Source organism: Flammeovirga yaeyamensis (genome assembly GCF_018736045.1).
GTDB classification, from domain to species: Bacteria; Bacteroidota; Bacteroidia; order Cytophagales; family Flammeovirgaceae; genus Flammeovirga; species Flammeovirga yaeyamensis.
Window position 1 is genome coordinate 483,409 of sequence record NZ_CP076133.1, and the last position, 15,464, is coordinate 498,872.

Consider the following 15,464-nt stretch of genomic DNA (forward strand, 5'->3'; position numbering starts at 1 on the left):
ATCTATTTTAATGTAACTACTGATTCTACAAATTCAGAAGCCCCCAAAGCTACACTTCGAGAAGAGGGTAGTGCATTTCCTACCACTACTTTATAATTGCCTTTCACTCTCACTTTCTTACCATTTTCATCAAATAATTTAAAGTCTTCTGATGATAAATTAAAAGATATATCAACAGTTTCATGAGGTGCTACAGCAATTCTCTTAAAACGTTTCAATATATATTTCGGTGTATCAGGTAATGAAATATCTTGAGGAATTAAATACAGTTGAACGACATCATCAGAGGCTATATCACTTTGATTTGTTATCTGTAAAGAAACCTCTATATCTTCCTCTTTTTTCAATTTGGTCTTTGATAAATTCAGATGATGATAATTGAAAGAAGCATAAGATAAACCAAAACCAAAAGGATACTGTGGATCTTCCTCCATGAATTTATACGTTCTTCCTTTCATGGAATAATCCTCGAAAGGAGGTAATTGATCTACATTTTTTGGGAAGGTGATAGGTAGTTTTCCTGAAGGTGATACTTTACCAAAAAGAATATCAGCGACTGCATTTCCACCTTGTTCGCCAGGATACCAAATATGTAAAATAGCATCGCAATGCTCTTCTACTTCTTCTAATGTTACAGGTGAACCTGAAGCGACAATTAATACCAATGGACCTTTTTTATGTTTAGCCAACTCTTTTACATAATTGATTTGGTTCTGTGGTAATGACAACTCTACTCTATCTCCAGTATCTTGAGAGGCTATAGCATCCACTTCCTCTCCTTCCATATCTGCAGTAATACCTACCACACAAATAGTCACATCCGACTCTCCAGAGACAAATGGAGCCCAGTTTTTAGAGTTGATGTTATCATGAAACGGCAAGGCACCACTTCTGTAATTTAAAGAGGTTCCCAAAGGCACAGCATCGGCAATACCTTCTAAAATAGTGACCATATTGGGGCTAATCCCATAGTAACTACCCATCAGCATATCTACTGAATTGGCGAATGGACCTGTTACATAAGGTACTTTAATATCTTCTGATAATGGCAGTATATTGTCTTTATTCTTTAGTAATACAATCGACTTCTGAGCCACTTCTCTAGCCAAGGCAACATGTTCGTCGTTATGGATCATCTCTGGTGACATTTCCGAATAGATGTGCTTTTTATCTCCATCGAACATTCCTAATCGGAACCTTGTTTTAAATAGTTGAACAGTGCGTTCGTGAATCACCTCCTCGGTAATTAAGTTTTGCTCTAAGGCAGCAGATAGTTGTAAATAGGTTTTACCACAATTTAAGTCAGTACCTGCTTTTAAAGCCGCCGCTGCACCAGCTGCTGGACTATCGGCAAATTTAAACTTAGACGATATACTGTAGATGGCACCACAGTCGGAAGTAACATACCCATCAAATCCCCATTGCTCACGAAGTAAGGTCTGCAATAAAAAAGGGCTTGCTGTCGATGGTTTTCCAAATACAGCATTATAGGCTCCCATAACACCTTCTACCTTTGCATCAACCACTAAAGCTTCAAAAGCAGGTAAATAGGTCTCGTATAAATCTTTTTGTGTAGGTGTAGCATCAAATTCATGCCTTAAAGATTCAGGACCAGAATGTACCGCAAAATGTTTAGCACAAGCTGCTGTCTTTAAATAGTTAGGATCACTTCCTTGTAAGCCTTTCACGAAAGCTACTCCCATAACAGAGGTTAAATACGGATCTTCTCCATAAGTTTCTTGTCCTCTACCCCATCTCGGATCTCTAAAAATATTTACGTTGGGTGTCCAAAAGGTTAACCCTGCATATTTAGAATGGTTACCTACAGATTGAGAAATATGATATTTCGCTAATGCTTCTGAAGAAATCGCATCGGCTACCTTTAAAGCTAAGGCGGCATCAAAAGTAGCTGCAAGTGCTATACTTTGAGGAAATATTGTGGCTTTTCCATTTCTCGCTACTCCATGTAAAGCTTCATTCCACCAATCGTAGGACGGAACATTTAACCTAGGAATCGCCGGTGCAGAATTGACTAACTGATGGATTTTTTCATCAATAGTCATCTGATTCACCAAAATTTCTGATCGCTCCGAAATACTTAAGGACGTATTGTAAAATGAAAAATCAACATCAGATTCTTGCCCAGAAACGGATAAAGAATGCATCAAAAAGATAAGCCAAAATAAGTATTGATGCTTTTTTAATTGATTTAAAAAGTTTGTTTTCATCAGAATAAAGATTGTAATCTCACATAATTCATTTCTTAATTATTGAAATTAAAAACATTTTGATGAGTGAACAGGGGAAGAAAGCGTACTTTTTAGTTCTGTAAAGTTTATGTCTAGTCATTTTTAGTCGATAACTCCCTTAAAAAGGGGATTTAACAAGCGAGCATAAAAAAAAGAAAGGAACAATATGTCCCTTTCTTTTCAACTATCTCATATCTTTACTACCTAATCAATTACTATTTTAATCTTTACACTAGGTTATATCGACATCTAAAAAATGTCACCCTATAAATAGAAAAAAACCTCAAAAAAATTTGAGGCCTTTTTTAATTCATTCCGAAGAATAAATTTTACACAAATATCTAGGGCTTGCGAAAGCCGACAATTAAAACGTAATGACTAACTACTTATTGATTAAAACCGTTAAATGACGATGTATAAATTTGCTTTTGTTTTTGGGTTACTTTTTAAAGAGTATATCTAAACAATTTAGAGGTTTACGGAGAACTTCTGTTTGGGCTTTAATATTTCTCCTTGATATTTCAACTGATGACTCAATTCGACTCTGTCTACCAAATCCCAAGACCAATCTGTTCCAGAAATTTTGGCTAGTTTCTTAGATATACCGAAGTAAGTGGCTCCTCTACCTACATTCACTACATAACTGTTTACTGTTAAAGTATGAGAGTGGTTAAAAGTCTCCTTATGTGTTGTGTGCTCTTCCTTTGCTTTTTCAGTTAGCTGATTCTTGTCTGTTACTGCTAAACCAATTGATGTTGATAAACATGTAAACATCAATACAAAGATTGAAATAAGTAAATTTTTCATGGTAATTCTATCTTTCTGATCAAATAATAATTGACCTATATCCTCGATCAACTTGATGACTCAAATTTAAACCATGTTTATTATTTAAACAAATTATTTGATTAATATTTTGACATTATTTTTCAATTAAGTCACTAATGTTCAGTATTTACCAACACATAATACCATACAGATAGCCATAATGTTTTTATTTTTGTCAATTTTATAAACAAAAAAAGCAGCTTAAAGCTGCTTATAATTTTTTAGTTCTACTGCTAATTTCCCATCGGGTATTAAATGGGCATCAAAAACTTTGGTGACACTCCTTTGTAGTGCTTCTAGATCTTGATAGGTAAGAAGTATTTCTTTCGATTTTTGACATTCCTGAAGTTCATCCAAAGCAAATGCGTTTCCTAGATGAATGTATGTGACTTTATCTTTATCTAATCGCTTAAATAATTCATCGCTCAATTCTTTTGGCAAATCAAAATTGTTTAGAGGCTTTTTATTTATTCCGAAAATACTCACAAAGATTCTATCATATTGATTTGACTTTTCTATTACATCAAATAGTTCGGTGGCTTTATTCTGATCAGACCAAATGTAAGTGGGTACTTGATGATGGTTAAAATAATCGCATAATGGATTTTGAGTAGAAACATCAACATCTTTTAAATGATGTGCCACTTCATCTCGAATACTTTTCGTTTCATTCTTAATATGCAATTGAAGAAACACATTATTCGAGTTTACATTTAACTTTTGAATTTCTCCTTTTAAAGAAGTAACCGCCTTATCAGACAACTTTTGCAAAAGATGTATAGATTCCCCGTCGTTTTTATGTACCTCAGAAGAATATGTTATTGTTTTATGATGATGCAGACCAACCCATTTTTTCATGGCAAGGATTTTTAAAACAGCCTCATCCAATACTTTTTCAGTGAGTTTCCCTTCCTTTAAAAATTCTTTGATTTTAGCCACTCCTTCTCCTACATCCTTACTATTGGTGATAACATGATTGCCAGCAAGAATAGCCATAGCATCGGCAGTTCCGTTTTTATAGTATTTGGTAATTCCCTGCATGTCCATAGCATCGGTAATGACCAATCCGTCAAAACCAAGATCCTCTTTTAAAATACCGTTTAATACTTTAGAAGATAAAGTAGATGGAGTGTTTTCTTTAGATTCCCATGCTTCTATCTGAAGGTGTGCTGACATGACACTGCTCAAACCTTCATCAATTAGCTTTTTAAAAGGATAAAGTTCAACCTCTCTTAAATGTTCATCAGAATGATTTAATACAGGCATGTCCAAATGTGAATCAACAGCAGTATCTCCATGACCTGGAAAGTGTTTTGCATTATCCAATACATGTTGAGATTGCAATCCTTTAATATAAGCAATCCCTTTATTGGCCACGTTCTCTTTATCACCTCCAAAAGAACGATAGTTGATTACAGGGTTTTTAGAATTATTGTTGATGTCGACTACTGGAGCCAAAGGCGATGACACCCCCATCTTTCGACATTCCTTTCCTATGTACTCACCAAACTGATAAATCAATTGATTGTCCTGAATTGCACCTAGTGTCATCTGATAAGGAAAAGATAATCCATCTTTTAGTCGCATACCCAAACCCCACTCTGCATCCATATTAATAAACAGAGGTACTTTAGATAATTTCTGATAGGTATTCGTTAACTCAACTTGTTTATCAATTGTCCCTTGAAAGAAAGTAAGACCACCTAAATGATATTTTTCGATTAATTGGGTAATCTCTTTAACATGATCATCATCTCTATTTGAAAAAGCAGCGACTTGAAATAGTTGGCCGATCTTCTCATCCAAAGTCATTTGATGAAATGTCTCAATGACCCAATCGGAATTTATTTCATTAAGAAAAGCAATATTGTTTTTGTTGTTCATTTGATAAGTTAATTTAATTAGTCCTCAAGAATATTTTTGATCAACTTATCTTTAATAGTGAACATATAACTTTTAAGTGATCGTTCTTCAACTCCTAATCCACTTTTCCTTCTTTTCGACATGTAGGTCCTCACCTCCTCCACAAACTTTTCATTCAGCTTTAGTTCCGGCTTGGTCTTTTTTAAACGCTCGAATTTCTGTTCAACTAATTTTCGTTGTTTTTGAGCAACGCTTATTTTCGACTTAATTCCAGATTTATTTAAAGCTTTATTGTTCTTTGTTACTACTTTCTTCTTTAACATATCGAATCCTATTAATGTGGTGGTTTAAATTTAATTGAATCTATAAAGAATTAATAATCTAAAATCACATTAAGTGATAATACAATATCAAACATTAAGTGCTAAAATGATTATTCACTTAAGCAGTTTCGGTTTTGGTAAATTTGCCAAAATCGAAATTTGGATAAAAAGTCAAAAAACAACCTCACATAACACTGTACACTAAAAAGAATTGTAATATTTGAATTTTATTATATCAACTATTTAACAACATGAACTTTAAAGTTGCTAAAAGTTGAAAATCGCAATCGGTTGTTGTTACTTAGAAGTATCAAAAATGATAAAGCAATCACAATCAGTGATTTAAAGATAAATTAGTTGGAAGTTTGTTTGTTAGTTTAGTTTATTAAGAGGAAAACCACGGAGTTTATAACGCCGTGGTTTTTTGTTTTAATCGAATCTGAAGAATATCAGATTTTATTATTGCTACTTAGGAATTAATGCTAATTTCTATTTTAGTTACAGTGGTATTCTGATAAGGACGCGTAGTTATCAGTTAAATCAATTGGTTCTGTTGAATAATAATTCGAATTAAATATTATTTCAGTTTGAAAGTTATTATTAGTGGAAACTCTTGTACTTATACATTTATTCCAAGAACTATATGAATATTCGAAAATATCATACGCTATATCATTATATACAATATTAAAAATCTGACCATCCAATGTTAAGTAATTACCTGTTCTGATATAGCTATTACCGTAAAATTGTGTCAACTCATTATTACTATTTCGGTAAGCTTCGTATACTTCATATGTTTCAGTAAATGTTCCATTTTGATTGAATTTGAAAGTTGTACCACCTTGGTAATAGCCATTACGTGGTTCATAATATGATGTACTAACATACATAGGGGTGTTATTTTTCTTTACTAACAAATCTCTGATTTCATCATATCTTGTACTCTCTTTCATCTTTATTCTTGATGTTTCAAACGGAGCAAAAGCGAATACTTGACCAGTAGTAAATGTGGTATCAAGAATTTCTTCGAAATTAGGATCAAGAAACGCCTTAGCATAATTCTTATCGTGACGCGTATTTGCTTTAAAATGATACGTTCTGTCATCTGTATCATATTCATAAATCCCTTCTAATACCGATTCAGAGCCTTCATTACCGTAGATGCCAACAATATTCATTATGAATTTATTATCAGACTGAAGGTAAACATTGTTGACAGAACCATAAGTACTCTCCTCATCTAAACTCTCCACTGACATGATCGTGTGAGCTTGATTTGGAGTTGAATCATCCTCATTATTACAAGAGATAAAAGCTAATAGCATGACGAATGAATAGATTACTTTTTTCATTTTTAAAAATTAAGTTTTAGTAAAAAAAATAGGTATCAGATAATTAGGAACAAGCATAGTCTTTTAAATAATTAATACACATCTTTAGGTTTTTCATTATTCTATAGAAGTGAGAGTCTATGTTTTAGAGACCATTACAACTCAAATGTTAGTTCCAGCTAATATTTTAAATAAAATCTATAGAAGTGTTTTAAACATAGTTTTGCTTATTTCATTAAATAGGTTTTATGTAATTAGATAAAGATTATGATGATACCGATGCAAACATACAAAATTATAACGTTGGTTTTGGTGTTAATTATTTCTTAATAGAAATGATTATTGTAATATTTAATTTTGAAGAAAAGCTTGACTAAGCAACTAACATATTAAATTATATACATCCGTTAATTCTTATAACAATCTTAAACACCCATGTATAAACCTCTACCTAAATCGTATAAACTATTGTAACAAATCATTAATAAAATGAACAACAAGATCCAAAAATCATATCAAAGTAACGCCTTTGGGGATCGGGTAATCTATACATCTTTAAAAGGATCGATTGCATTGGACTATCCTTGTTACTTACAATATTCGAAATTTGAGCTAAAGAACCTGCAAGGAAATTTAGTGAAGAAGAATGAATCCTATGGTAGTTTAGAAGTTGCCGAGGAAAGAATAGAAAAATTATTGAGTTAATAGCAGCTCAATTGAAAATATATATTTGTGTATAAGTGTGTATAAACAAAAAGAGCCGCATATTTTTATGTGGCTCTTCTCATTTTATCCATTTTGGCAAAATTGCCAAAACCGTTTATTATAAAGAGGAAACAGAATGTAAAACCGATTCTCTCAACATATGGAATTCGTTTTCCATGGAAAGTGCTAAATAATGACTTTCATGCTCTACGTTAGATTCCTGTGTTTCTGAAACTGAAATCACTCCTATCTTTAATTTATCTTTTTCAATTTTCTTGATGGCACTTTTAGTCAGCTTATCTTTTACCACAATATACATTTTATGTGTATAAGCCGTATAAGTACTCAAAGAGTCGATGTATTCTAGATCGTCTAAAGTAGAAACTATCTGATATCCCACGATTAATGGGAATAGATCTGATTCTGACAATTTAATAAATTGAACAACATCAATATTCTTGGCTTGCTTTACTTCCTTACCTTCTTCGAAGAATCTAAGTGCAAAATCATTAATATGATTTACTTTCACTTGATCTAAAGTGATATTATCAAATTTCTCTTTAGGGTTTCTAAAAGCATAGCCTACTTTAGCAATACCGTTCACCAATTCTTTATTATGCAATAAAGATTGTATCACTTTTGGAGTTAGATTCACCTTTTTAGGTTTTGCCTCTCCTTTTGCTTTTTCTTTCTCCTGCTTTTCGACTGCTCTTATATCCGACCAAGCTTTATGAATAGAAAGGTCTCCATTGATCACAGACTTCACGATATCCTCTCCGCCTTTCTCTATGACCTTCTTCATTTTGGTCACATTCTTCGTAGAAACACCGGCAATTTTAGCAGCTTCTTCTGCACGGTTAATTCTACCGCTAGCATCAAGATTAAGTGTATCTTTAAATTGATCTAACTCTAATTCATCTTCACTTTTCTCAACAGGTTGAATTTCTTTGGCAGTTTCTTTTTGTACCGTTTCCTTTTTATTGAAGGATTCAACTTGTTTTTTCTTTCTTTCTTTGGCCTCAACTCCTAAAAACTCTGTTAGCTGAAGAGCAATAGTGATTTTTTCTGCATCACCAATATTTCTTCTTCCTAATTGGTTTCTAAGCATCCAAATCCTCACATCGTTATGAGAATTGAATTTAAGCTCTTTACAAGGTATGTAAGCCAAACCTAGTTTTACTGCAGCTTCACATCTATGGTGACCATCAACTACCGTATGAACTAAACGGGCAGCTCCATTCTCGTCTCTAAGAGTATGTGTCCAGTATAATATAGGTTCTCTTACCCCTTCTTCTTTTATTGATTTTTCGAAGTTTCTTGCCTCATCCGGAGTTTGTTTTCTAATTAACTCACGATATTCAGGTTCGATATGAAAAGCACCTGGAGATTTAAAATCTACTTGAGTTAATTTCTCAGAAGATTCTTTTTCTCTTAAAGATGTTTTCCCCTCTCTATGTTTTTCTTCTTCCTTTTTCTTGAATTTATCTAGATTCAGCATGGGTATTTAGGATTAGTCTATTACAGGTAAAAGTTCTTTCACTAATGATTTCACTTCTCTAGTTGGGCTTACAACATTAAAATTAGTGTCTCTTTGATATTGAATCGAATCTGGAATAAATCCATCTAACAGTTTTAATCCCAAGTAACCATCTAATTCAAAAGGCATCTTAGATTCCTTTACAGTTCTATTTACTCGGTTTCTGACACCAATAATTTTTGTTGGAAGATCAAGTGAATCTCTTACATCGGCGATATTACTTATACTAGAGATGGTTGGTCCTAGCGCCGTTTCATTTAAAGTGATTGGAACAATAACATCAGAATTAGCGATAATACTTGTCAAAAGATCTGTTACAGCTACATATCCAGCAGTATCTACTAAAATATAATCGTAATCGTAGTGTTTGTCTTCAATAAGCTTACGGTATTTCTCTGATACCGCAATTGAATTAGAATCGAAAGCAATTACATCAATATTATCGTGTGTTCCATTATCAGCATACATCACTAAAGTTTGTTGAGGGTCAGTATCCACACACAATACTTTACAATCAGGTTTATGATGAATAATACCGATAGCGATTTGTCTTAGTAGAGAAGATTTCGTATTTCCACCTTTTGAGTTGATAAATGAAATAACATGTGCTGGCTCCCCTTTTACTATATAATCTAATGGAACTTTGAAAATATCGGCGATTTTTGATAAACCTGAATAAGGAATCTCTACTTTTCCTTTTTCCCATTTGATCAGACCTTGCACAGAAATCTCTATAAGTTGAGCCAACTCTTTCTGTTGCATATTATTCTTTTTGCGAAGTTTTACGATGTTATCTCCGATCATTGTCCTTTTAGTTATATTATTGTATAGTTACAAAGCTATAAACTTTCTAATTTATGGTCAAGTTTATTTAAAGAATTATACTTTAAGATAATTAAAATTATTATTTATGTATCAAAATTCCAGAAAATGTACGGTACATCTATACATAATGAATAATTTTAGTGCATATTAATTTCCCGATGTGTATGTATATTTTATAAAATGTATTGATATACCGTATTAATAGTTATAAAAACACCTTTATATGTATAGATATACCGCAATCGGAATAAATTTTTTATAAATGATGTATAGGTTTACCATAAATCCTGTTAGGTTTGAGTATTTGATAAAAGAATTAAAAAGAAAAAATAAAAGAATATTTATAGGAGGGTTTATTTAATATTGTATTTAATTGTTTATTATAGGTGTGCGTAACTATCTGATAAACAGATTGTAATAAGTGATTTAAGTGATAGATTACCCGTATTAAGATGTATAGATTTACCATATCTATATGTATAGATTACCCATTAAACTATGTATAATAATTCCCTGAATGTATCAAATAGCACTAATAGTGTAATGGTTTTGATTGAAATGTATAGAATTACCGTGCTTTTATGTATAGATGTACCATACATTATCGGAAATGAGATACATAATTGATCAATTTTATAGGTATAGCAAATGAGACCTTTAATAATTTATGCATCAAAAGCCCCTACTATGTATTGTTATACCGCATTTATTATCGTTTAGATGTGTGAGTAAGTCATTAAATGTATAGAATTACCGTATATCTGTTAGAATTTTCATTCATTTTCCTAAATAGACTTACATTTTATGTATTCAGCCGGATTATCTATGCTTTTATGTACATGATATATGCATTATAACTATTCTTTTATGTATAGATGTACCACTAATTAAGTATGGTATTTTTATAAAATGTATAGAGTTACCGTAGAAATGAAGCTTATTTTCAATAAAACTGTCCTTAAAATGTAGTATAATCAACTATTATGTATAGATATACCGTTTGTTTTGGATATATATCATCTATTTAAGAAATATCATACACATATACATACAGTAATACATAAGAGTATTGCCATTTTGTGTATCGAATTCTTTAATTATGTATAGATATACCGCATATTTATTGCTTTTATTAATATTTTATGCCTTTGAATGCATACTCAGTATGAAAATTCTATTTCTACTGGAGGAAAGAAGAGTATAATTGAGCAAAAAAGTGTAACATAATTCTAAAGTATGTATAGATATACCGTATGAAAATGTAATTATGTATGAATTACCCGACCAAATATTTGCTTTTATGTATTGATATACCGAAGTTGTGACTCATAAATACGGTAAAGCTATACATATTACCATTTTTTGATTGTTTCCCGATAAAGTTAGATAATGGATATTTTAAACAAAATACGTACGAGTAGTAATAAAGTAAAACGACACAATCGTTTTATTAAAGCAAAACAGAAGAAACCTTTACCCTTGGTTTCTCAAAAGCTTTTATTATTTGCTTTTACATTAAATGATTTGACTGCAGAAGATGAGATTGTATTTAAGGTATCTGAATTTCTAGGTAGACATCCTGGAGGTAAAGATTTAAAGCAATTAGATTTTGGTTGTGATGCGTTAGCAAGTGCCAAAATCACATTAGGAGAGGGGGAACACAACGATACTAATAAATTTGAAAGAGAGTATATTCCTTTATTCTCTAAAATTAAACTAGATAAAACATCCATTGTATTCCAGTTTAATGGAAACTTTAAAAATTTATTATCACCTACATCAAATTATACACAATACCTGTATTCGAGCGTAAGACACATGAGATCTCCTCATGCTGTTAGAATGTATGACTTATTATCGCAAGGTGTAGGTAAGTATAATTCGAGAAAGATTTCTGTAGAAGAATTAAAATCTATATTAGGTTTATCAGAATCTAAATCATATAAGAATTTCGCTGCATTTAATCGCTCAATTCTTCAAAAATGTATTAAAGATATAAATGAGAATACAGACCTTGAAGTCACCTTAGAATTAATTAAAACCGGAAGAAGATGTACACATTTGGAATTCTTCTTCAATAAGAAACAAGCAGAAGGGCAGAAGCAGATCATGCATACAAATATGCAGAATCCTGCACAAGCAGCCCCAACACAGACGAACGGAGAAGCAACAGGAGAAAATCCTTTACAGAAAAAGATGAGTATGCTTCAGTCATTAGGGTTTAGTAGAGAAGAAATCCTGAGAGAGTTATTAAAAACAGATGTAGTGAATGAAGTCGAGGAAACAATTGAAGTCACTCCAGAAGTAGTTAACGAACCACCTCCTGTTCAAGGATCGCTTGATTTCGAATTTCAAGGTAAATTAAATAAACTACCTGTTCGATTAGGTGAACTAGGTTTACCACAAGATGTGATTCAGATTGCCGTTTCTAAATATCAACAAAACCCCAATTGGAAGATTTGGAAAGAAATAAATGATGTGAAAATGGCAATGAGAGACAAACAAAATTTCCCGAATATACATACACTTAAGAAGTGGATCTTATCATAAAAAAAAGCTCAGCACAAAATGCTGAGCTTTTATTTTAAACTGATATTGATATTATCCTAAAAGTTATCTTTAATTATATTATCTAATGCTAACAACCTAACTTAGTGTGATCTAAATTGTTTTTAGAAATCATATTTTTTTTCGATTATTTTTTTGAGTTTAGAATCATTAGTAATTTTTCGTTTAAAATCACTTTACAGTTATTTAATGAGTCTAAAGTGATAATCATGATATTTGAAAATGCTATTTCTACTTTATAATGAGTGAGTTATACTCAAAATCTTCTATAGAAACTCAAAGTATTTAGTGGATAAAATCTAATATGTATTTCAATGCACAGAAAAAAAGTGATTTTTTTATCCAACTTTCTATCATATTCTTTGATGTAAACTGTTACAATAATATTTTTTTGTTAAATTTGCGGGTTGATCATATTTAAAGATGAATGTAGTTTCATTTTAGGTTCCTAGCCTAAGGTGTAAAATGATTTGTCGTTGAATAAGATACCATGTTCGAAAGAAAAATAATTATATAAGAATAAATATGTCAATATTATCATTCCAAAAGCCGGAGAGAGTAGTAATGGACAAGGCCGGTGATTACAAAGGTCTATTTGAGTTCAAACCTTTAGAAAGAGGTTACGGTGCTACGATTGGTAATGCCTTCAAAAGAACGTTATTATCTGCGCTAGAAGGATATGCGATTGTCGGTATCAAGTTTTTGAATACTGTTCAAGATTCTTCTAAAGTAGCTGGTATCAATGAAGAATTACCAGAAGTGCTTTTGAATCTGAAGCAAGTTCGTTTAAAACCAATGATTGAAGAGCCAGTAGAAAAAATCATTGTAGATTTAAATGGTAAAACTGAATTCAGAGCGGGTGATATTAAAGAATTCTGCAGTCAGCAATTCGAAGTAATGAATCCTGATTTAGTAATCGCTACTTTAGACGGTACTTCAATTCCTCAATTCGAGTTAACTATTAGCTTAGGTAGAGGTTATGTTCTTGCAGAGAACCAAGCTATCAACGCAGAAGGCGATAGCGGTTACATCTCTATGGATACAACATTTACTCCAATCAAAAATGTTGATTACCATGTAGAGAACACTCGTGTAGAGCAACGTACTGACTACGAAAAACTGTTAATCGAGATCGAAACTGATGGAACTATTCTTCCTGAAGTAGCTTTACAAGGAGCTGCGAACATCTTGATCCAACACTTTGCGCAGATCACAGACAAAGAAATCACAATCGACATGACACCTCGTTCTGCTGAGCCTAAGTGGACTCCAGAAGAAATTAAGAAGCGTGCTATGTTAGAAACACCAATCTCAGAACTTGAATTATCAGTTCGTGCTTACAACTCATTGAAAGCAGGTGAGGTGAAAACTTTAGGTGAGTTAGTATCTCTTGAAGTACGTGACCTAATGAAATTCCGTAACTTCGGTAAGAAAACACTTACTGAGTTAGAAGAAATGTTATCTGACCGTGATTTAACTTTCGGTATGGATGTATCTAAATACCGTTTAGGTGAAGATTAATCTATAAGATAATAAGATATTAAAAGGTTGTTTCCATTACGGAAACAACCTTTTTTTATGCCTAAAAAAAATACCCTTCTGTTAAAAACGGAAGGGTAAATTAATACTATGGTATTCGGCTTTCTTGCATTTTAGTCTTTAGATAAATTTCATGGTAATACTTTATGAATTTTTCGATTAAAAAATGTTGCTCCATATTGAGCCGGTAGTTGACCAAATTTTTACTGAAGGAAATAATGTATGGTTGAAATTTTGATCTACCAATAACTCAGTAGCTCTCCTTTTACTACATTTTATATCTACTATACTATGATTACCTCCTAATACAGTTAATGATGCTTTTCCTTCGTAAAATTTATTTTCTTTCAATTTGCCTAAGGCTAAGATTTCGTATTCACCTTGTTGTAACTTCACTAAGCGAGGTATATCGTTGTACTCTTTGTAAAAGTATATTTCCTGCTTAGACATTTTGTGAAGTATTTTTACAGAAAAATGTCCAACGTTATGCTCATTAGAGGTTTCCTTAGAAAGGATCTCGTCTAATTCAAGTTTTATGCTTACTTCTCCTATATCATTAGTAGATGCATCTTGAAATAATAAAAAGTAAAGTAAGGGGACAATAGTTAAAGCAGTTATGGGGAAAATGTTACGTTTCATGATACAGCAGTTAAAACTTTGTTTCCCTCCTATACGGTTAATGTCATGGAAAATGTTTTGTGGGGAATTGTACTAAATTTTAATATTTTCTGTTGTGGAATAACGATTTTTAAACACTTACAATAGAACTAACTTGAACTATTTTAAGATTAATCTTTCATTTTTTTGATGATATCTCTGCTTTTGGTTAGAAATGTTTTCTTTGTTGAGAATACTTACATTAGGTTATAATCAACTACTAATTCACTATTTATCCTTTTTTGTTGATCCTTAAAACTGAGGGGGATAAAAAAATACACATTAACTCACTGTGAGATCGAGAGTTATTCGCATAATTATCAAACATAATTTAAACAATAGTTAGTAGTATGTATTACTTATTTATATTTACCATTCGATAATCAACAGTACTATTAATGAAAACTCTTCTTACGATATTTTTTCTATGTTTTTATTTTGGGGTATTTAGTCAAAACACCCCAGCTGAAGAATATTTAAAAGCAGGTGATAAAATTCATCCTATAGAGGTAAGGGATTTAAAAAATAATCCATTTACTACACCAAGTATAGGAGAGAAAGTATTATTGATTTTCTATCCTGATCCTGATAATCCAAAAGAAAACGATTACTTCGTTGAGAAAACCAAAGAGTGGAAATTTCCTTTAGATAAATTTCATGCTTATGGTATAGTGAATTTAAAAGATACACCATATCCTAATGGTATTATCAGGTTTATGATTAGAATGCTGAGGAAAAGGTCCAAGAGGGAAGCAAATGCCTTAATTTTAACCGATCCTAAGGGAGTTGTTCAAACCGAATGGAATACAGGTGATTGTAATAACCATATTTCTGTGTTGGTAGTGGACAATACTGGAGAAGTGATCTTTTTTAAAGCAGGAAAAATCACAGAAGAAGAAACTGAATTTGTTATAAATGAACTAAGAAAGAGATTACCAGAAGCAAGAAAACTTACAGAAGAAGAACTGAAAGAAATGGAGCTTTAAATAAGGGATTATCTCTTTAAAATTCACTTTATTATATAAACACTAATTTT

The 15,464-nt window shown here is 31.8% G+C and carries 12 protein-coding genes; 4 read left to right on the forward strand and 8 right to left on the reverse strand.

Annotation, left to right across the window (positions count from 1 at the left end; all coding sequences use genetic code 11):
• Positions 1 to 2: 2 nt before the first annotated feature.
• From KMW28_RS22175 to KMW28_RS22195, 5 genes are all read right to left on the reverse strand, one after another.
• The gene (locus KMW28_RS22175) at positions 3 to 2,228 is read right to left on the reverse strand and encodes a glycoside hydrolase family 3 C-terminal domain-containing protein (protein ID WP_205958108.1); all 2,226 of its coding nucleotides are present in this window, start codon (positions 2,226 to 2,228) and stop codon (positions 3 to 5) included.
• Positions 2,229 to 2,717: 489 nt separating this feature from the next.
• Entirely contained in the window at positions 2,718 to 3,056 is a 339-nt protein-coding gene (locus KMW28_RS22180) for a hypothetical protein (protein ID WP_169662192.1), read from the reverse strand.
• Positions 3,057 to 3,278: 222 nt separating this feature from the next.
• Positions 3,279 to 4,961: a glycoside hydrolase family 3 protein gene (locus KMW28_RS22185; protein ID WP_169662191.1), complete on the reverse strand. Its 1,683-nt coding sequence runs from the start codon at positions 4,959 to 4,961 to the stop codon at positions 3,279 to 3,281.
• Positions 4,962 to 4,978: 17 nt separating this feature from the next.
• Positions 4,979 to 5,263 (reverse strand): hypothetical protein, encoded by a 285-nt coding sequence (locus tag KMW28_RS22190; protein ID WP_066213521.1) that lies wholly within the window; start codon positions 5,261 to 5,263, stop codon positions 4,979 to 4,981.
• 494 nt (positions 5,264 to 5,757) lie between these two features.
• A complete protein-coding gene (locus tag KMW28_RS22195) occupies positions 5,758 to 6,618 on the reverse strand; it encodes a hypothetical protein (protein WP_169662190.1) in 861 nt (286 codons plus the stop codon).
• A gap of 468 nt (positions 6,619 to 7,086) precedes the next feature.
• Between KMW28_RS22195 and KMW28_RS22200 the strand changes: the two genes are divergently transcribed.
• The gene (locus KMW28_RS22200; RefSeq protein ID WP_169662189.1) at positions 7,087 to 7,302 is read left to right on the forward strand and encodes a hypothetical protein; all 216 of its coding nucleotides are present in this window, start codon (positions 7,087 to 7,089) and stop codon (positions 7,300 to 7,302) included.
• 118 nt (positions 7,303 to 7,420) lie between these two features.
• Here the strand turns inward: KMW28_RS22200 and KMW28_RS22205 are convergent, their stop codons facing one another.
• Together KMW28_RS22205 and KMW28_RS22210 are read right to left on the reverse strand one after the other, a co-directional pair.
• The gene (locus tag KMW28_RS22205) at positions 7,421 to 8,800 is read right to left on the reverse strand and encodes a ParB N-terminal domain-containing protein (RefSeq protein WP_169662188.1); all 1,380 of its coding nucleotides are present in this window, start codon (positions 8,798 to 8,800) and stop codon (positions 7,421 to 7,423) included.
• Between the two features lie 12 nt (positions 8,801 to 8,812).
• On the reverse strand, positions 8,813 to 9,643 hold the full coding sequence (locus KMW28_RS22210; RefSeq protein WP_169662187.1) for a helix-turn-helix domain-containing protein: 831 nt from the start codon (positions 9,641 to 9,643) through the stop codon (positions 8,813 to 8,815).
• 1,410 nt (positions 9,644 to 11,053) lie between these two features.
• Here KMW28_RS22210 and KMW28_RS22215 point away from each other — a divergent pair.
• Positions 11,054 to 12,214, forward strand: coding sequence for a replication initiation protein (locus tag KMW28_RS22215; RefSeq protein WP_169662186.1), 1,161 nt, complete (start codon positions 11,054 to 11,056; stop codon positions 12,212 to 12,214).
• Between the two features lie 543 nt (positions 12,215 to 12,757).
• Positions 12,758 to 13,753: a DNA-directed RNA polymerase subunit alpha gene (locus KMW28_RS22220; RefSeq protein ID WP_066213537.1), complete on the forward strand. Its 996-nt coding sequence runs from the start codon at positions 12,758 to 12,760 to the stop codon at positions 13,751 to 13,753.
• Between the two features lie 177 nt (positions 13,754 to 13,930).
• Here the strand turns inward: KMW28_RS22220 and KMW28_RS22225 are convergent, their stop codons facing one another.
• Positions 13,931 to 14,410, reverse strand: coding sequence for a DUF4493 domain-containing protein (locus KMW28_RS22225; RefSeq protein WP_169662185.1), 480 nt, complete (start codon positions 14,408 to 14,410; stop codon positions 13,931 to 13,933).
• A gap of 416 nt (positions 14,411 to 14,826) precedes the next feature.
• Here KMW28_RS22225 and KMW28_RS22230 point away from each other — a divergent pair, with 416 nt between their 5' ends.
• Positions 14,827 to 15,414, forward strand: coding sequence for a YtfJ family protein (locus tag KMW28_RS22230; RefSeq protein ID WP_169662184.1), 588 nt, complete (start codon positions 14,827 to 14,829; stop codon positions 15,412 to 15,414).
• Positions 15,415 to 15,464: the final 50 nt, after the last annotated feature.

Coding starts and splice junctions, on each gene's coding strand:
- KMW28_RS22215 (WP_169662186.1), top strand. CDS start 11,054: ATGGATATTTTAAACAAAATACGTACGAGTAGTAATAAAGTAAAACGA.
- KMW28_RS22195 (WP_169662190.1), bottom strand. CDS start 6,618: ATGAAAAAAGTAATCTATTCATTCGTCATGCTATTAGCTTTTATCTCT.
- KMW28_RS22210 (WP_169662187.1), bottom strand. CDS start 9,643: ATGATCGGAGATAACATCGTAAAACTTCGCAAAAAGAATAATATGCAA.
- KMW28_RS22225 (WP_169662185.1), bottom strand. CDS start 14,410: ATGAAACGTAACATTTTCCCCATAACTGCTTTAACTATTGTCCCCTTA.
- KMW28_RS22230 (WP_169662184.1), top strand. CDS start 14,827: ATGAAAACTCTTCTTACGATATTTTTTCTATGTTTTTATTTTGGGGTA.
- KMW28_RS22180 (WP_169662192.1), bottom strand. CDS start 3,056: ATGAAAAATTTACTTATTTCAATCTTTGTATTGATGTTTACATGTTTA.
- KMW28_RS22185 (WP_169662191.1), bottom strand. CDS start 4,961: ATGAACAACAAAAACAATATTGCTTTTCTTAATGAAATAAATTCCGAT.
- KMW28_RS22205 (WP_169662188.1), bottom strand. CDS start 8,800: ATGCTGAATCTAGATAAATTCAAGAAAAAGGAAGAAGAAAAACATAGA.
- KMW28_RS22200 (WP_169662189.1), top strand. CDS start 7,087: ATGAACAACAAGATCCAAAAATCATATCAAAGTAACGCCTTTGGGGAT.
- KMW28_RS22220 (WP_066213537.1), top strand. CDS start 12,758: ATGTCAATATTATCATTCCAAAAGCCGGAGAGAGTAGTAATGGACAAG.
- KMW28_RS22190 (WP_066213521.1), bottom strand. CDS start 5,263: ATGTTAAAGAAGAAAGTAGTAACAAAGAACAATAAAGCTTTAAATAAA.
- KMW28_RS22175 (WP_205958108.1), bottom strand. CDS start 2,228: ATGAAAACAAACTTTTTAAATCAATTAAAAAAGCATCAATACTTATTT.